The sequence below is a fragment of the Sinomicrobium halophytocola genome (assembly GCF_052983395.1).
The window spans coordinates 57,615-77,109 of record NZ_JBRKIT010000011.1 but is presented as its reverse complement, the minus strand read 5'-3'; the positions used below and the strand labels follow the sequence as shown (position 1 = coordinate 77,109).

The 19,495-nt window shown below is 42.5% G+C and carries 11 protein-coding genes; 5 read left to right on the top strand and 6 right to left on the bottom strand.

Features of this window, described 5'->3' with window-relative positions; translation table 11 throughout:
- Positions 1–9 precede the first annotated feature (9 nt).
- The 4 genes from ACVBDY_RS02605 to ACVBDY_RS02590 all read right to left on the bottom strand — a co-directional run bounded on the left by ACVBDY_RS02605 (position 10) and on the right by ACVBDY_RS02590 (position 6,821).
- Complete coding sequence (locus ACVBDY_RS02605) at positions 10–3,282, bottom strand: efflux RND transporter permease subunit (RefSeq protein ID WP_447173909.1); 3,273 nt, start codon at positions 3,280–3,282, stop codon at positions 10–12.
- Positions 3,283–3,303: 21 nt separating this feature from the next.
- Entirely contained in the window at positions 3,304–4,713 is a 1,410-nt protein-coding gene (locus ACVBDY_RS02600; RefSeq protein ID WP_447173908.1) for a TolC family protein, read from the bottom strand.
- Between the two features lie 108 nt (positions 4,714–4,821).
- Positions 4,822–6,141 carry a sensor histidine kinase gene (locus tag ACVBDY_RS02595; protein ID WP_447173907.1) on the bottom strand — a complete coding sequence of 440 codons (1,320 nt, stop codon included), beginning with the start codon at positions 6,139–6,141 and terminating at the stop codon, positions 4,822–4,824.
- Positions 6,138–6,821 carry a response regulator transcription factor gene (locus tag ACVBDY_RS02590; RefSeq protein WP_447173906.1) on the bottom strand — a complete coding sequence of 228 codons (684 nt, stop codon included), beginning with the start codon at positions 6,819–6,821 and terminating at the stop codon, positions 6,138–6,140. The genes ACVBDY_RS02595 and ACVBDY_RS02590 overlap by 4 nt, the downstream gene beginning before the upstream one ends.
- A gap of 482 nt (positions 6,822–7,303) precedes the next feature.
- On the opposite strand from ACVBDY_RS02590, the gene ACVBDY_RS02585 reads away from it, so the two are divergent.
- The 5 genes from ACVBDY_RS02585 to ACVBDY_RS02565 all read left to right on the top strand — a co-directional run bounded on the left by ACVBDY_RS02585 (position 7,304) and on the right by ACVBDY_RS02565 (position 14,723).
- Positions 7,304–7,885, top strand: a complete 582-nt coding sequence (locus tag ACVBDY_RS02585) for an RNA polymerase sigma factor (RefSeq protein WP_447173905.1) — start codon at positions 7,304–7,306, stop codon at positions 7,883–7,885.
- Positions 7,886–8,132: 247 nt separating this feature from the next.
- Positions 8,133–9,101, top strand: a complete 969-nt coding sequence (locus ACVBDY_RS02580; protein ID WP_447173904.1) for a FecR family protein — start codon at positions 8,133–8,135, stop codon at positions 9,099–9,101.
- Positions 9,102–9,201: 100 nt separating this feature from the next.
- Complete coding sequence (locus ACVBDY_RS02575) at positions 9,202–12,828, top strand: SusC/RagA family TonB-linked outer membrane protein (RefSeq protein WP_447173903.1); 3,627 nt, start codon at positions 9,202–9,204, stop codon at positions 12,826–12,828.
- A gap of 10 nt (positions 12,829–12,838) precedes the next feature.
- Positions 12,839–14,335, top strand: coding sequence for a RagB/SusD family nutrient uptake outer membrane protein (locus tag ACVBDY_RS02570; RefSeq protein ID WP_447173902.1), 1,497 nt, complete (start codon positions 12,839–12,841; stop codon positions 14,333–14,335).
- Positions 14,336–14,474: 139 nt separating this feature from the next.
- Positions 14,475–14,723, top strand: coding sequence for a class I lanthipeptide (locus tag ACVBDY_RS02565; RefSeq protein ID WP_447173901.1), 249 nt, complete (start codon positions 14,475–14,477; stop codon positions 14,721–14,723).
- Between the two features lie 1,244 nt (positions 14,724–15,967).
- Here the strand turns inward: ACVBDY_RS02565 and ACVBDY_RS02560 are convergent.
- Complete coding sequence (locus tag ACVBDY_RS02560) at positions 15,968–17,596, bottom strand: M1 family metallopeptidase (RefSeq protein WP_447173900.1); 1,629 nt, start codon at positions 17,594–17,596, stop codon at positions 15,968–15,970.
- 82 nt (positions 17,597–17,678) lie between these two features.
- A complete protein-coding gene (locus tag ACVBDY_RS02555; RefSeq protein WP_447173899.1) occupies positions 17,679–19,307 on the bottom strand; it encodes an acyl-CoA carboxylase subunit beta in 1,629 nt (542 codons plus the stop codon).
- Positions 19,308–19,495 lie beyond the last annotated feature (188 nt).

Sequence of the window (19,495 nt, the reverse complement as noted above, 5' to 3'; positions counted from 1 at the left end):
TTTGTGTTTTTATTGCGGAAGTTTTGTATAGTGAATGCTGTCTTCGTCCTCAGGGTCCAGGGATACACTTTGTGTGGATGCCTTTCCTTGTCCCCATGCGAAGGCCAGGGGAAGAATGAGTAGCGCGGCGAAGGTCGAGGCCACAAGCCCCCCGATAACCGCCCTTCCCAAAGGAGAGGACTGGTCTCCCGCTTCTCCTATACCTATGGCCATAGGTATCATACCCACTACCATGGCGAGTGCGGTCATTACAATGGGGCGCAAACGCAATGCGGCAGCTTGTTTTGCCGCAGTAAGGGCATCTCCGGACTCCATGCGTATTTGTTCCGCATTGGTTATTAACAGAACAGCGTTGGAGATGGATACGCCTACGGACATGATGATCCCCATGTAAGATTGCAGGTTGAGGGTAGAACCACAGAGCATCAGCAATACCAGTGATCCCAGGAGTACCGCCGGTACGGTGGCCAATACAATAGCAGATACTTTGAACGACTGGAAATTGGCTGCCAGCATGAGGAATATAACTACAATGGCAACGATGAGCCCGTTTTCAAGACTGCTCATGGTCTCATCCATAGTGTCACTCATTCCTATGAGGTCAACATTCAGTCCTCTCGGGAGTTCTCCTAGGGAAGCGATGGCCTTTTTTACATCTCCGGCAGCACTTGCCAGGTCTTTGTGATCAGTATTTGCGGTAACCGTAAGCGTTGGCATAGCCCCGAGATTGTCGGTTTCTCCATAACTGCGCCCTTCGGATAAAGTAGCAATATCCCCGAGTACCGGCCTGGAGGAATTTTCCAGGAGCGGGATCTCAAGGATCTGTTGCTGATCCGTCATTTTATTTTCCGGAACCTGGACCTGTACGCTATAGCTGTATCCTGCCTTTTCATCAATCCACACGTTTTTTTCCGTAAAGCGGGAGGAAGAGGTGGAGGCTATGAGAGAACGGGAAATGTCGCTTACATCTACACCGAGTTGTGCAGCACGTACCCTGTCTATGTTGATATTGATGGCGGGATAATCTATAGATTGCCCGATCTGTACATCCCTGAGATAGTCTATTTGCTTCAATATGCTAACCATTTTTTTGGCGTATCGCTCATTGAGCCTTTTATCTCTACCGGAAAAACGGACTTCAATAGGGGTAGGAGAACCCTGGCTTAAAATTTTGTCCGTAAGCTCTATAGGTTCAAAGGACAATTTCATTTCCGGGACGGTTTTTTGGGCCATTTCCCGGATTTCGTCTTTCAATACATCAAGATCATGATGCCCCCCTTCTTTCAGGGCTACCTGTAATACGGATTCATGCGGGCCTGCTACCCAGAGAAATATGGGGCTGATGGAAAACAGTTGGGGGTGTAGACCTACGTAAGCAGAAGTGATGGAAACATTTTCTTTGCCTACAAGGTCTTCTACACCGCGTATCAGTTTTATGGTTTCCCGTTCGTTGCGTTCTATACGCGTTCCGTCCGGCATGCGGAGCCTTACCTGGAACTGCCCGCCGTTTACTTTGGGCAATACATCCCGTCCGATACTGTTTACGAGGATAGCAGCGATAAATCCGATCATTAGTATATACCCGGTAACGATGATTTTGCGATAAGGAAGCATCCGGTCAATAAAACGCAGGTATCGCATACGAAGGCGTTCGAAACGGCTGATCTTGCCGTCCCTGTTACTGTCTTCCCTTTCCACCAGTTCCGCTTTCTGGTTCCAGGTATTGGACTCACTTTCGGTATCCAGTCCGGATCGTTGATATTCTTCACTGTCTGACAAGGGTTCACCGCTTTTGTGATAATGGTGCTTCGTTTTCATCAGCCAGTTGGCCATTATAGGCACAAAGGTCTGCGCCAGGAAGTACGAAACCACCATACTGAACCCTATGGACAGGGCCAGGGGAAGGAACAGTGAACCGGGAATACCGCCCATGGTGAATGCCGGGGCAAATACCGCGAGGATACAGAGCAGGATGAGAAGTTTAGGGAAGGCAATTTCCTTACAGGCATCCCATATAGCCAGGGCTTTGGGTTTGCCCATATCCAGGTGTTGATGAATATTTTCTATGGTAACCGTACTTTCGTCCACAAGTATACCAATGGCCAGGGCCAGTCCGCTCAGGGTCATGATGTTTATGGTCTGACCGAAGAGGTTAAGGAAAAGTATGGCCGAAATAATGGATGCCGGGATCGTAAGGATAACAATGAGGGCCCCTCTTATGTCCCCGAGGAATAACAATACCATAAGACCGGTGAGCACGGCCCCTATGATCCCTTCATGGAGCAGGCTTTCTACGGAATTCATTACATAGGCGGACTGGTCGAACTCGTAACTGAGGTGCACGTCTTCCGGGAGTTGTTCCTGTATCCTCGGGATGGCGTTTTTCAGGTTCTGAGTAACTTCCCAGGTGGAAGCATCTGCGCTTTTGGCTATACTGAGGTATACGGAACGACGCCCGTTTACCAGTGCATATCCTGAAGTGACATCTGCACCGTCTTCAACCGTAGCCACATCTCTCAGGTATATGTTGTCTACTCCTCCTTTGAAAAGAGGGATGTTTTCAAAATCTTTAATAGAGCGTATGGTAGTGTTGGCCGGGGTGATATAGTTTTTATCCCCTATACGAACATTTCCCGAGGGGGCCGTCTGGTTATTGAGTCGTAAAGCCTCCACAAGCTGGTCGGGTGTCATTTGATGTTGCCGGAGTAATTCAGGATCCGCTTTGATGACTACCGTACGCACATTTCCGCCGAACGGAGGCGAAGACACCAGTCCGGGAACGGAGGTGAAGGTAGACCTTACATAAATGTTGGCCAGGTCCAGCAGTTCATTGTTACTGCGTTGTTCACTGCTGAGCACCAGTTGTCCTATAGGCAGGGTGGAGGCATCGAACCTTATGATAAAAGGCGGATTGGACCCTGGCGGGAACGCGGCCTGTATACGGTTGGAGAAAGCACTTACTTCTGCTGCCGCCTGGGCCATATCCGTGCCCGGGTAAAAATTGATCTTCATCAGGGTAAGGCCCTGGATGTTTTTGGTTTCAATACTTTTTACTCCGTTGACAAAGAGAAAAATGTTGATGTAACTCTTCGCGAAAAAGGATTCCATTTGTTCCGGTGTATATCCTCCGAAAGGATGGGAAACATAGATCACCGGCATATCCAGTTGCGGGAAAATGTCTATTTTAATATCGTTGACAGCTTTTATCCCGAAGAAGAAAAGGGTGACAACCAGTACGAGGATGGTTATCGGTTTTCGTAAGGCAAAGCGTATTAAGTTCATATATTTTTAGATATAGATGGTTTATAACTGATCTTCGAACAGGCCGAAATCGCCGGTTGCAGCCGCTTTTAGCAGGAAGGCCTGCCATACGTTGTTGTAGGCGATATCCCTGTCTGTTTCGGCACGGACAAGTGCATACAGGGCCTGGGTTACTGTGTTCAGATCCGTAAGGCCGTTTTCGTACAATACGGTTTGGCGGTGATAGGCTTCGCGGGCTGCGTTTACCTGTACCGGGGCTTCCTCGTAATTGTCCAGGGCATTTTGGATCTTCTGTTCGGAATATTTTAATTGTGCCTCTATCTGTTGTTTTGCCAGTTCGTATTCGTCACGTAATCCCTGGCTTATATACTTCTGTGCCTTTACCCGTTGCGATCCGCGGAATGGCTCGGTTATATTCCAGTTAATGCCGATCCCCAGCAGGTAATTGGCCCTTTTGGGTTCAATACCGTCCCAGTAATTTGTGGTAAACGCTTCATTGTTTGTTGCATAGTCGTGGAAAAAACCGGAACCACGGGTCTGGATCACCCCAACGAGATTTACGGAAGGTAAAAAGGAAGCTTTCAGGAATTTAGCCTGGGTATCACTATAGTTCACCCGGCTTTCATACCATTGCAATACAGGATGTGTATCTGTTTGCGTTACCCGGGATTTCTGGTCCGGTGTCATGGGAATTCTGGAGATAAACAGGGTATCCGGGACAAATTCACCCGGTGGCATCCCCATTAATTGCGCCAGGTTATTGCTTTGTTCCTGCTCGTTGTCAATGGCTTTGGTGAGGGTTATCCTGGCATTGGAATATTCGGCATTGGCCTGTAGTGAGTCTACACCTGCAATGAGTCCGCTTCTGGTCCTGGCAACTACGATATTGCGGAATGTTTCCGCACGTTCCAGGTTTTTCCGGTACGATAGTACCAGTTGATGAGCGGCCACGACCTGGAGGTAGGTAGCGGCTACTTTTACTTTATGCTGAAAGATCTCTTGTTGCCAGTCTTTGGAATCGCGATCGGTTGCAGCTTTGGCAGTACGCGTTCGCTGTTTGGCTTTTCCAAAGGCAAATACTTCCCAGTTAAAACTGGCAAAGTACAGCGATCCGAAAGCGGCATCCCAATTTTCCTCTTCAAATACCGGACCGGAAGAAGCCAGTCCGGAACCGCCGAAACCAAAAGAAGGACCGTAAAGCCCGTTTATGGTACCATAATCATTACGTGCACCTACGGTTATATCCGGTAAATATGTTCTCCGGGCTTCTTTTTCCAAAGCTCCGGATGCCCGATAGTAGGCATTCTTAGCCTTAATGCTTCCGTAGTTACCAATGGCCAGGGATACGGCTTCTTTTAAAGGAAGGACTTCCTGTCCATAGGCTCCGGTAAGTATACAAAATGTTAATAGCAGGACAGACTTTCTTTTGTCCGGGAGATGAAACTTCTGCATCACAGCAAATGATTAATATTAGTTTGGTACAGTAAATGAAAAGCATCATTTTGAAGCAAATTTGAAGTATCGGACGGTAAAGGGAATTTTTAGGAATTATTTATGAAATCAGGCAAGGACCGGGTCTTTGATTTTTTGCACTTTAATATCTGTAGTCCTGTTGTCCGTTCCGTTGTTAAAATAAATGACTAACGCGTGCCAACCTTTATCATAACGATAGGCTATCGTGAAATTGTGCAGCTGGCATATTTGTTTTACGATAGACAACCCAAGACCAATTCCCGAGTTACACTGATCACCTTTCTTAAACCGCATAAACAATTCTTCCGTAGGGATTTTCGGAGGCCTTCCCGTATTCCGCATTATAAGGCGATCGGGAGTGAGAAACATTTCTATGTTACCTTCTTCATAATTATGTCTTATGGCATTGCTGAAAAGATTGGATAGTAAAATTTCGGCCAGTACGGGGTGTATCTTCAGTAATACCTTTTCATTGATATCGGTTTTCACCTTTAATCTCTTTAACGAGGTGCGTTCTTCGTACATTCCCAGGACTTCTCTGGCAGAATTACGGAAATCGAGCAGTTGAGAAGTTTCGAATTCATGGTTTTCGAGTTTGGTGAGGAAGAGGAGCGAACGATTGATACGCGAGAGTTTATCAATGGCTTTATACATTTCTTCTATAAGCCTGGCCTGTGATTCATCAATCCGTGTTTCCGTAAGCAGTTCCATTTTACTGCGTAATATGGCCAATGGTGTTTGCAGTTCGTGCGAGGCATTTTCACTGAATTCTTTTACCGAAGCGTAGTCTTCAATAGCCTTATCGGTCATTTTTTTCAGGAACAGGTTAAGTTCTTTGAATTCTGTGGTATTTGTTTCCGGGAGTTCTAAAGTCGTTTTTCCTTTTAGATTGAAATTTTTAATCGCTTTCATGGTATGGCGAAGCGGTGTAAAAATGTATCTTGAGAGTATCCGGGCGCACAAGAGAAGAGATATGATAATGAGGAGCATTTTCCAGAAAATAGAATGGAGCATCCCGGCCAGTATTTCTCCTGATTTGGTCACATAATCAAAGGAGGATACCTGGTAATTATGCCCTGCGATTTCGTAATAGGAGGTAACCCGGATCAGACATTCTTTATTACCGTTTTCTTCATTGTGCTTAAAAGTTTCCTCTATGCATACTTTGTCTTCCGGAAGGGGACCTTCAAAAGGGGCTATCTGAATAGGTCTTCCCTGGGTAAAATGACTTGTCGTACCACCGGTTTGCATTTGTGATGCAGCGCGATCATTGGCCTGGATCATCCTGTTTATTTCGGCCTGGTCCATGGCTTTTTTGATATTCCGGAGCGCTATGTACATACTTATAGGCGTCACCAGGAATACTACGCCGATGAACCATAAAGTTATTTTGTTGAGAAGCTTCATGAGTTGGTAGTATTGAACTTGTATCCCAGACCGTAAATGGTTTCTATGTAATCCGACCCACCCAGGGCATGGATCTTTTTCCGGAGGTTCTTGATGTGTTGATAGATAAAATCAAAATTGGGTAAATTATCCGTATGGTCTCCCCATAGATGGGTGGCGATGGATTGCCTGGATAGTACCCTGTTCTTATTGACAATAAAATAATGCAGTAAGTCAAATTCCTTGGGAGTTATATCCAGTTTGTTATCCCGGATAAAGATCTCCATGGTGTTTGTGTTCAGACTTATTTCATTACAGGTCAAAAGGCTGGTCCCTTCTGTTTTTTTTCTACGGTACACAGCGCGAAGACGCGCGTGTAGTTCCGGAAGGTGAAAGGGTTTGGTAATATAATCGTCCCCTCCGCTTTCCAGTCCCGCTATTTTGTCATCCAGCGCGTCCTTGGCGGAAACGATGAGAACACCGCTCATTATTTTTTCATGCTGCATAAAGCGGAGCAGTTCCAGGCCACTTCCGTCCGGCAACATAATATCCAGTAGTATACAGTCATAACTGTAAAACAGCAGCTTTTCACGGGCGCTGTCAATGCTGTCGGCATGTTCGCAGACAAATCTTTCACCAACCAGGAAATCATGAACACTTTCCGAAAGTTCTTTGCTGTCTTCTACGATGAGTACTTTCATCTGTTTATTTTTTATTGTTTTTCAACGGTCATGCTTCGACCGGCTCAGCACAGGAATGTAACCCCTGCCGACAGGCAGGCAGGTTTGATGACCAAAATAATCATAGTCCTGTGAGTCTAAAGATTCTTTTAGTCATGTTGGTTTCATGAAACATCAATCTAATTAATAAAAAAATTGGCACTAAATAGCTACAGAAAAACAAAGTTTGTATATACAATCAGAAGGATTGTCGCGGCAATTTCAGTAGAATAAAGTTAAGTCAAAAAAAATTATTGAAGGAGAAAAGTATGTATTTATAGGAATGTTTTAGTAATTAGTATCTCCGATTGCTGTTTTTTGAAAAAAGTAGCGGATTGTTTTCACAAAAATAAAAGCAAGGGACATGTTTTTTTGTGAAAAATGATGAATTAAACATTAAAAAAGAATATTGTTTTTTGTAGTTTTAGAACCGGGAAACACATGTGTAAAACCAGGGTTATCCATTGAACAAAGCTAACTCAAATAATTTAGTAGCATTAATAAAACAGGGAGACGAAAAGGCTTTTGAAACGCTTTACCGTCTTTATGCCAATAACCTGTTTATTATAGCCAGGTCTTATCTCCGTGACGATTTTTCTGCAGAAGAGATCGTGCAAGGCATTTTTATATCTGTTTGGGATAAAAGAAATGAAATCCGGGTTAAGGGTAATGTCGGTGGGTATTTATTTAAAATGACTAAAAACAGGTGCCTGGACATACTCCGTAAACCCCGAAAAATAGTTTCCATGGAAGATGAGGCTATGCTGTTGGAAGACACCATAAATTTCAAAGCGCTGGAAGACAGGGAAGCTTCTTTTTTACTGGAAGAAGAACTGGAAAAGCGCATTGAAGAAGCCGTTGAATTATTACCGAAAACCTGCAGAAAAGTATTTCTCAAGACCAAAGTGGACGGACTTAATTACCGGGAAACCGCCGAAGAACTTCATATATCGATAAAGACGGTAGAGAGCCATATGACAAAAGCCCTGAAACATATGCGTTTTCATCTGAGAGAATTTATGTCCTGCTTTCCTTTTTTCGGGTAATTCCGGTTCTCCGGAGAATTTATCCTGTTGAACTCAATAATTTTATCAAAAATGACCGGCCATTCCGATTGTGCGGAAGGGACTTTTGAGTATGTTTTTTTTATTTTGTTAAAAAAGACCGGTTTTTATTGAGGATGACACCAAAATATAAGGATGGAACTTATTTATTAAAAAATTTCACGGAAAAACTCAGGGTGTTTATATTTTTTAACGTCTTATTAATACAGGCTTAACATTTTATTGTGGTATGGAAGATGAAACTTTACTGAAATATATAAAAAACCAACTGGGAAATAGGGAAAAACGGTTGGTGGCAGAATGGATAAATACTTCGGATGAAAATCAGGAACAGTATAACATGCTTAAAGCAAAGTATACCGCTTCCGGGTTTAATGATCCGTTGCTTGATGTGGATAGGACATATACTAAAATAAGAGAGCGGAAAAGAAGGCAAAAGCTAAAAAATGGAGTGTTAAAATGGATACCTGTAGCGGGAGTCCTGGTTATCGGATGGCTCGCTTATGATTTTTTGAATTCGCAGAAGATAGCCAAAGATGAGATTATTAGTGATATTGAGATGAGAATAGTTGAAGAATCGACTCCTAAAGGAATTAGCAGGGAAATAATGCTTCCGGACGGGACTAAAGTTGTTCTCAATGTAGACAGCAAATTACGGTATTCCGGAACTTTTCAGGATAGTTTAAGAGAGGTGTTCCTCACCGGAGAGGCCTATTTTGAAGTGAAAAAAGATGTTTCCAGGCCATTTGTCGTACATGCCGGGGATATGAATGTCAAAGTATTGGGAACATCTTTTAGCGTCCGTTCCTATTCTGAAGATGAAGATACCAGGACGACTTTGGTAGATGGGGTAGTGGAGATAGAAAGCGCTTACGGGGTTCCGGTGAAACTGAAACCATTACAGACTGCTTCACTGGACAAAGAGGACAAGCGTATTGAGATAAAACGTGTTTCGGCGGAAGAAGCGGTTTCCTGGAAAGAGGGGAAGCTCATTTTTAGGGAAACCCTCATGGAGGATGTATTGGAAGATCTGGAACGCAGGTATGATGTGAAATTTGATATTCAGTCTGAAGTGCTTTACGATTATCTGTATACCGGAACTTTTGATAACCTGACGATAGATGAAGTACTTAAGGTACTTAAAATCTCATCTCCTATTGAGTATAAAAGGGAAAATGAAAAAATAATATTGTATTGAGATGAAAAATAAAGAAGAAGGTGCGGTAACACCTTCTTCCTGTTGAGTGTTTAATTAAACTAAAACCAGTCTTGTTTTAATCAAAAAAACGTTTAAAAGTATGAAAAAAAATTATCGTTTTAAATCGTTTTACAGGCATTCCTATCCCGGTTCGGGAAAGGTACCGGTAAAACAAATGATCAGGATTATGAAGATCTATGTTGTATTGGTATGTCTGACTATCGGAGAATTATTCGCGGCAAACCTTCGCGCACAGAATATTTCTTTGCGAATGGAACAACAAAACCTGTCCGAAGCTCTTGCGGCAATTGAACAGAAGACAGATTATCATTTCTTCTATAATGCCCGTTTGGTAGATGTTTCCAAAAAGGTAAGTATTAATGTAAGCGATATGAAACTGGAGGAAGCTTTGACACAGTTACTTCACAATGTTAATATCGATTATAAGTTGGTAAAGGACCAGATTGTACTTTTTCCTAAGGGAGATACCTATGTGGTGGAGATGATTGAGGAGCTTATTAAAGAAATAGAGGAGAAAAATTCACGAAAGGAAATAGAAAGGGTTGATCTACTGCTCGAAGAAACCGCAAAAGGCTTAAATAGTGTAATCCAGGATATGGTAAGCGGTACAGTAACCGACCAGGATGGTATTCCTTTACCAGGAGTTAATATAGTTGTTAAAGGGACCACAACGGGAACTCAAACGGATTTTGACGGAAAATATACCATTCCTGCGAATGAAGGCCAGGTGCTAATATTTTCTTATGTGGGACAAAAAACAACTGAGATTAGAGTCGGGGTTTCAGGGCTCGTAGACTTACAAATGGAGGAAGATGCTCAGGCTTTGGAAGAGGTTATTGTAGTGGCTTATGGTACAGTTAAAAAAGAAAGTTTTACAGGTTCTGCAACCCAGATAAATGCTGATAATCTTGAAAAAAGAACAATAACTAATCCATTGGCAGCATTGGAAGGTGCTGCTGCGGGAGTAAATGTTTCCGCTGCAAACGGTCAGCCTGGTGCTCCGCCCAATATTAGAATAAGGGGGGCAGGATCTTATGTAAGTTCTGCCGGCGATAGTCGAAGAGGATCTTTTAGTGATCCCAATTCTCCTATCTATATTGTGGATGGTGTTCAGTTTAACGGAGATTTATCCAGTATAAACTCGTCGGATATAGCAAGCATGACTGTTTTAAAAGATGCTGCGTCCACTTCCTTGTATGGTAGTAGAGCTGCCAATGGAGTGGTTATGATTAAAACAAAAAGTGGTAAAAAAGGAAAAGGTAGTGTTACCTTAAATATAAGCCAGGGTATTACATCGAGATCTATTCCGGAATACAATAGATTAAACGCTTCACAATACTATCCTTTAATGTGGGAAGCCTTACGAAATAGTTTGTCTATATCCGGGACTACGCCTGTCCAAGAAGCTAATGAAAGAGCTTCGGCCGAGATATTTGACGAGTTGGGGCAAAATCCTTTTAATGTCTCTAATGATCAGATAGTTTTGCCAAATGGACAATTGAACCCCAATGCCAGCTTATTATATCCCGAAGATTTGAATTGGCAAAAGCCTTTGATAAGATCCGGTTCCCGTAGTAATATTGATTTATCTTATGGTGGAGGAACAGAAAAATCAGATTATTATGCGTCTATAGGATACCTGAAGGAGGATGGATATATTTTAAACTCAGATTTCCGTAGAATTACGGCAAGGGTGAATGTGAACACAGAACTTGCAAGCTGGGTTAAAACTGGTTTGAATTTATCGGCAACAGATACGGAATCAAATCAGGCCGCAGATGCGGGGAGTAGTTCTTATGTGAATCCTTTCCGAACTACAAGATATATAGGTCCCATTTATTCTGTACATCAACATGATCCTGTAACGGGTGAATATATATTGGATAGAAATGGTCAAAAAGCCTATGATCTTGGAGATAATCGTGTAGGAGGCGGAGGTAGTGGACGAAATGTAATCCAGGAAACGCTTCTCAATATAGATCAGGATAAAGTGTTTACGGTATCTACAAGAGCGTACGCCGAATTTTATTTTCTTAATGATTTTACCTTTACCGTAAATGGAGCTATAGATAAAAGGTATTACGATAGAAAACAGCTTCAAAACCCTATTGTAGGTGATGGTGCCCCGGAGGGAAGGACTTATAGAAGGTCTACGAATAGAACAACTATAAATTTCAACCAACTATTAAATTATACCAAACAGGTTGAAAAACATAATTTTTCTGTTTTATTGGGACATGAAAGCTATGAAACGGAATATGATAATTTTTATGGAGCGAGACAATCTCAGGTAGTAGATGGTAACATAGAGCTTGTTAATTTTATAACTACACAAAATTTAACTTCATATCTTCGAAAGCTTACTACGGAAGGATACTTTGCCAGATTAAACTATGATTTTGATAATAAATATTTTATAACAGGGTCTTATCGCAGGGATGGTTCATCCCGCTTTCATAAAAGTGAAAGATGGGGAGATTTTTTCTCTGTCGGTGCTGCATGGCGTATTGACCAGGAGAATTTTCTTAGGGATGTGGACTGGATTGACCTTTTGAAGTTAAGAGGGTCATACGGGGAAGTTGGTAACGATAATTTGGTTTTAGGAGATGATAACGCTCATGGATATTATGCAAGTTATCCACTGTTTGCACTGAATTATAATAATGCCGGTGAAGGAGGTGTTCTTTTGGAAACTCTTGGAAATGAAAATCTGAAATGGGAAACCAATGTGCAATCGGATGTAGCATTAGAATTTGGCTTTTTAAATAACAGGATATCCGGAACAATTGAATACTACAATAGAGAATCAAAAGATTTACTTTTCAGAGTGCCCTTACCTTTGTCCGCAGGTCTTGATGATTTTCCTGATAATATAGGTAGTTGGACCAACAGTGGTTTCGAAATAGGTTTGAATTTCGAAATAATTCAAAATGAAAATTTTTCATGGGATTTTAATATAAATGCTTCTACACTGAAAAACAAAATTACCGAATTGTCACAGGACGAAATTATTAATGGATCCAAAAAACTGGTTGTAGGTGGAGATTTTTATAATTATTGGATGCGAAAATGGTACGGTGTAGACCCGGCAGATGGAGCCGCATTATATTATGCAAGTCCGGAAGCAATTGAAGCCGGAAGTGGAGATTTAAGGGAAATAGACGGAACTATGGTTACTACAAACCATAACAATGCAGAATACGGATTTGCCGGTACTGCAACCCCGGATGTTTTCGGAGGTTTTGGGAGTAACATTAATTATAAAGGATTCTCACTTGGTTTTACATTTACATACCAAATAGGAGGAAAAATTTACGATACGAACTACTTAAGCTTAATGCACTCAGGAGAATATGGTACCGCCTGGAGTACGGATATTTTAAAGAGGTGGCAGAATCCGGGAGATGTAACGGATGTACCAAGATTGGATGCATCGCAAACCACACCTTTTGGTGCGTCATCGGATAAGTGGCTGGTGAAATCTGATAATTTATCCCTTAGACAAGTGAATATTGGCTATAATTTGAACAGTACCTTGACGGAAGCCTTTGGTATTTCATCAGCAAGAATATATGCTAGCGGTGAAAATTTGTTTAGAGTAACAGCAAGAAAGGGATTGGATGCAGGGGAAAATTTTAACGGGACCACTTCCAACAGATTTACGCCGGCAAGAGTTATATCTATGGGACTCAACATAACCTTTTAAAAAGATAGGAATGAAAAGTATTAGAAAAATAAAAGCTATTTTGACCATTGTGCTAATGGGTATCATTTTATGGTCATGTAACAGTGATTTTTTGGAAGAATCTCCTACAGAAAGTATATCGAATGATGATGCCGTTTCTACCACAAAAAATCTATTTGCAATAATAAACGGAATCCATAGATCACTCTATATACGTTATGATGAATCGCAAGGGCGTATTGGAGTAGGAGCGATGATGATTCAAAATGACGTATTAGGAGACGATTTTGTGATGACCTCCAGAGGAAACGGTTGGTTTGTATCTGCGGCAGCGTGGAACATGCATACTAATGCAAGTAGTACAGATAACAGATATCCTTACAAAATTTATTATAGGATTATCAGAAATGCAAATGAAGTAATAATTGGTGCAGAAACAGCAGAAGGACCCGACGAAGAAAAAAACATGGTGAAGGGGCAAGCGCTAACCTATAGAGCATGGGCGCACTTCCAGTTGGTTCAGTTGTATGGTAAAAGATATGATGCCTCGGGGGAAAATACCCAGCCGGGAGTTCCTATTCGTTTAATTCCTGAAAATGAACCTTTACCTCGCGCTAGTGTAGAACAGGTATATACCCAGGTAAATAAGGACTTGGATGAAGCCATAGTTCTTTTGGATGGCTATGAAAGGGGAAACAAATCTCATTTTGATAAATCTGTAGTATTGGGTTTGAAGGCCAGAGTAGCACTTGTTCAACAAAATTATAGCATAGCGGCTGAATATGCTGCTTTGGCGCGGGAAGGTTATAGCCTGATGTCTAATGATGAGTATTATGGCCAATTCAATACTTATACTAACGGTGAATGGATGTGGGGAAGTTATGTACAGGAAGATCAATCGGATACTTTTGGGAATTTCGGTGCTTATGTTTCGAGAAACTTTAGTTCTACCAATATTCGTACGAATCCAAAAGCAATAAACAGTTTATTGTATGATGAAATTTCGTCTACAGATATCCGTTCGAAATTATTTGATCCTACAGGGGAACATGATAGTTTACCTCCGGGTTACAGTATTGCATCCAATTTTGCTAAATTTCCTTATACTAACCAAAAATTTTTAGCAGCAGGAACCGGGGACAGTCGTATGGATGTACCTTATATGAGAGCAGCAGAAATGTACCTTATCGAAGCAGAGGCCCTTAGCTACATTGATGAGAATGCTTCTCGGGATATACTTTATGAACTTGCTTCAAACAGGGATCCGGAATATGTTCTGTCCACGAATAGTGGACAGGATTTGAAGGAGGAGATTTATCTGCAAAGAAGAGTAGAACTTTGGGGAGAAGGTTTTAGATTTTATGACCTGAAAAGGTTAAACTTACCTTTAGACAGAACCGGTGCAAATCATGTAGGAAGTGTTATTAATAATATATATACGGTTCCGGCAGGTGATAATCGCTGGCAGTGGCTAATTCCATTGGATGCTATTAATGCTAATCCATTATTAGAGCAAAACCCTATTTAATTAACTGAAATTTTTCAGGAGGCCGTCTTTTTTAGACGGTCTTTTGTATATGAACTCATTTTGCGGCCTCCCGATAATCATGGGATGGGAAAAGGTTTAAACGAGTTCTACTTATGGAGATTCCTTAAAACTTTATACCATGAAGAAAAAACAACTAAAAACCAGGCTATCCTTAAACAAACAAACAATCAGTAAATTGTCCGGAAAAGAAGCATCCCGTATTATAGGAGGCGATGGAGATACTACTCAAAACCATACCATCTGTGATTGCGATCTGGCTGAAACAGACCAGGGCGGTGGATGCGAAGGTTCTTTTATGACGGTTTGCGGAACATTGGGGTGCGGGGATAATACAGGTACGCGTTTGCCCTCTTGTTGGAATTGTTAAGAAATACATTAGAAAGAAAAATGAATAGTACAACCCAGGCATGTCTTTTCACGACATGCCTGGGTTTGTACTTTTGGACAGTTTCTTAAAGGTAAAAAGAACGTGAATAATATTTAGAACTCTTGAAAGCAAAGGTATTTTTAAGACTTTAATCTTATTCGGATTTTTCCCGAAGGATTCCTTCGTCCGGGCTAACACTTGCCCGGGTAATCCGGAAGCGCTCCCGATATTCATCGCGACGGAAGAGGAAACTACGGGATTATTTATTCCCGGGTAAGCCTAAATAGTGCCATTTAAGGGATTATGTTTACGCCGAACCGGTTTGGGTTAGCGGCTAACCCATTCCCTTTAGCGGTCAACTTAACTATGTATGCGGTCAAACGAACCCCTTTAGCAGCTAACCCATTCCCTTTAGCCGCAAACATAACCCGGTTAGCCGCTTAAGCAACCTGGTTAGCGGTCAACTTAACTGTGTATGCGGTCAAACGAACCCCTTTAGCAGCTAACCCATTCCCTTTAGCTGCAAACATAACCCGGTTAGCCGCTTAAGCAACCCGGTTAGCGGTCAACTTAACTGTGTATGCGGTCAAACGAATCCCTTTAGCGGCTAACCCATTCCCTTTAACCGCAAACATAACCCGGTTAGCCGCTTAAGCAACCCGGTTAGCGGTCAACTTAACTGTGTATGCGGTCAAACGAATCCCTTTAGCCGCAAACATAACCCGGTTAGCAGTCAACATAACTGTGTATGCGGTCAAACGAATCCCTTTAGCGGCTAACCCATTCCCTTTAGCCGTCAACGTAACCCGGTTAGCCGCTAACCGAACCCCTTCAGGCGTCAAAGGGATTGCGTTAATGGCCGTTTTCCGGACGTTAAAGCGGGAGCAACGGGTTAAATGCTGTTTTTGGTCCTGTCACGGATATACATGCTGAGGGGCTACGCTTATTGTGGGTTCCGTTGATATCGCTGATTGTTCTCTTTTTGGTAATCTGGGGTATTTGTGGGATGGATTGAGAATAAGCCTTGATTTTTATTGGTCTCAGCTGAGGGGCTGAAAAGCCTGCTCCCGATATCGGGACCGGGAGTATTGCAATACTTTAGTAGTGTAAAAAAGACTATAGTCCGGCTATTAGACTAATGAGTTATGGGTTTATGCCTGTTACCTAATTAACTGAATAACCTTATGAAATTCATAATGGCCGGCTTTTATTGGCCGCTTAAACATTATTCACATTAAAAGAAGTTATTTCTCCACCTTCACATTCACAAAAAAACGATCTGTAGCTACAGAAATCCCTTTTGGCGGAGTATCCAGTTTTTGCCATTCCCTGCTGGGACTTAAGCGTATTTCTTCTCCGTTTACACTAACGTCTACCGGCATGTTAAAGTTCTCTGCATCGGCAATCCAGCGGTAAGCGGTGCCGTTGCCTTCTCTTTTTAGCTCCAGTACGGGGATATCTGTATGTCTCAGGTACTGATCGAATACCGGTTCGAGATCCAGCCCGGTTTCCTGTTCGAAAAAGTTGAGTACCATTTCCGTATCTACGATCATATGCCTAAAGGTTTCGCTGTATTCCTTTATCAGTTTCCACCATTTGTCGTCATCATTTATCATATGGCGGATGGTATTGATCATTAAGGCCCCTTTCGGGTACATATCCCCCGAACCCTCTTTATTAACCCCGTAATCGCCTATGATCGGTTTGTCATTCCTCACATTCTGTTTCAGTCCGTTTATATAGGTCTGTCCGGCTTCGTAACCCCAGCGGCATTCTGTATAGACTACTTCACTATAGGTAGTAAAACCTTCGTGTATCCACATATCGGCAATATCGGAGGAGGTAATGCTGTTGCCAAACCATTCATGTCCCGTTTCGTGAATGATGATAAAATCCCATTTCGTACCTATACCCGTACCGGAGAGGTCACGTCCCAGGTAGCCTTTCATATATTTGTTACCATAAGCCACGGCACTTTGGTGCTCCATTCCGAGGTGCGGGGTTTCTACCAGTTTATAGCTGTCCTCTTTAAAGGGATATTCTCCGAATTTCTCCTGGAAACAGTCCATCATCGGCTTTACTTCCCGGAAGTGCTCTTTTGCCTTATCGAGGTTATAGCTCAGTACATAGAAATCCATATCAAGCCCCTTATAGGTCTCTCCGAAGTGAACATAATCTCCTATGTTAAGCGCTACATCATAGTTATTTATCGGATTGGTCACTTTCCAGTCCCACCGGGTATAACCGTTCCCGAGATCTTTTGTACCTGTTAAACGTCCGTTGGATACATCCGTCAGGCCGTTCGGTACGGCAACTTTTATAGTCATCCCGTTTTCCGGTTCGTCACTCTGATGGTCTTTGTTAGGCCACCATGCGCTGGCGCCCGTACCCTGAACTGCCGTAGCGATCCACGGTTTTCCGTTTTTGTCCTTCTTCCAGTCAAAACCACCATCCCACGGAGCCCTGACGGCTGCAATGGGATTGCCGGAGTAATAAAAGGTTAAACTGTCTTTTTTATTTTTTCGAAACCCTTCTTTGTTAGCTATAAAAACCGCATTGTATTCTCTCCGGTAGGACAGTTGTTTGCTGTGATATACTATGGAATCCACATCCATATTTTCAAAGAGGTCTATCTGCATCGAAGTCAGTTTTTGTTGTGGGACAAAAACGATACGGTTATACCCACTGATATGTTTTTTTGCAGGATCTACTTTTATGTTCAGGTGATATTCCCTTACGTCAAAATTTCTCTCGGTACGGAGAGAGCCCCTCAGCGTGTCTCCTTTTGTATAATTTTCTTTGTCCTGCATCAATTGGGCCTGCATACTTTGAATACACACAAGGACCAGGCTTAAGAGTATTATTTTTTTCATGGATTCCTGATTTTAGCGCAAAAATATCAAATTTCGTTTCCTGCCGGTTGTTATCAAAAGAAATTTTCCGGTAAAGGAAGTTCTATACTTGTATTATACCCGGATTATATGGTTTTTCTATAGGAGCATGATTGGCTGCTTCGATCCCCATACTGATCCATTTTCTGGTATCCGCAGGATCGATAACAGCATCTGTCCACAATCTTGCTGCTGCATAATACGGAGAAGTCTGTGTATCATATCTCGATTTGATCTTATTGAACAGTTCCTCTTCTTTTGCCTTGGTTATGTTTTCTCCTTTTTTCTTGAGGGAAGCGGTTTCTATCTGTAACAGTACTTTAGCGGCCTGAGCCCCTCCCATAACCGCGAGTTCCGCACTCGGCCAGGCAAAGATGAGTCTGGGATCATATGCTTTTCCGCACATGGCATAGTTTCCTGCCCCGTAGGAATTGCCTATGATAACGGTAAATTTGGGAACAACACTATTACTTACTGCATTTACCATTTTAGCACCATCCTTGATAATCCCGCCGTGTTCGCTTTTGCTGCCAACCATAAAGCCGGTGACATCCTGCAAAAAAACAAGAGGTATTTTCTTTTGATTACAGTTCGCGATGAACCGTGCGGCTTTATCCGCACTATCGGAATAAATGACCCCTCCGAACTGCATTTCCCCTTTTTTGGTCTTGACTACTTTACGCTGGTTGGCTATGATACCCACAGCCCAGCCATCTATACGGGCATAACCCGTAATGAGCGTTTTTCCATACCCTGCTTTGTATTCTTCGAACTCCGAGTTGTCAACCAGGCGTTTTATGATCTCCATCATATTGTACTGATCTCCCCGTGATCTGGGAAGGATACCATATATGTCCTCCGGGTTCTCGACAGGTTTGGCCGGTTTTATACGGTTGAACCCGGCCTTATCGAAATCACCGATCTTATCCATGATATTCTTTATAGTATCCAGGGCATCTTTATCATCTTTGGCCTTATAATCGGTAACCCCGCTGATTTCACAATGCGTTGTTGCCCCTCCCAGTGTTTCGTTATCGATAGATTCCCCAATGGCGGCTTTTACGAGATAACTTCCGGCCAGAAAGATGCTCCCGGTTTTATCTACAATAAGGGCTTCATCGCTCATTATGGGCAGGTAAGCACCGCCAGCCACACAACTTCCCATAACCGCGGCTATCTGTGTAATACCCATACTGCTCATTATGGCGTTGTTCCGGAAAATACGGCCGAAATGTTCTTTGTCCGGAAATATCTCATCCTGCATGGGGAGGTAAACTCCGGCACTGTCTACGAGATATATAATAGGGAGCCTGTTTTCCATGGCAATTTCCTGTGCGCGAAGATTCTTTTTTCCGGTAATGGGAAACCATGCACCTGCTTTTACGGTGGCGTCATTAGCAACGACAATACATGGCCTTCCTTTTACATAACCTATTTTTACGACCACGCCTCCGGACGGACAGCCGCCGTGTTCTTCATACATTCCGTCCCCCGCAAAAGCGCCTATTTCAATGCTGTTGCTTCCCTTGTCCAGTAAATGATCAATACGTTCCCGGGCAGTCATTTTTCCTTCTTCATGCAGCTTTTCCACCCTTTTTTCCCCGCCGCCTTTTTTTATGATTGCCAGCCTGTTCCTCATATCGGACAGGAGCAGTTTATTGTGATCTTCGTTTTTGTTGAAGTTGATATCCATATTTTTTACTTAGAATGCTGCTAAAATACGAAAAGAAGACCGAAGTCCGAAGAGAAGTCCATCCGGAACATGACCAACATATCTTCGAAACTGTTTAAAATTTGTTTTTGGAATTTTTTATAGTGGATTTTTGTTCCAGACGAGGCGGATTTGATGCGAATAGCCGTAGCTATTCGAAGAAAATCCAG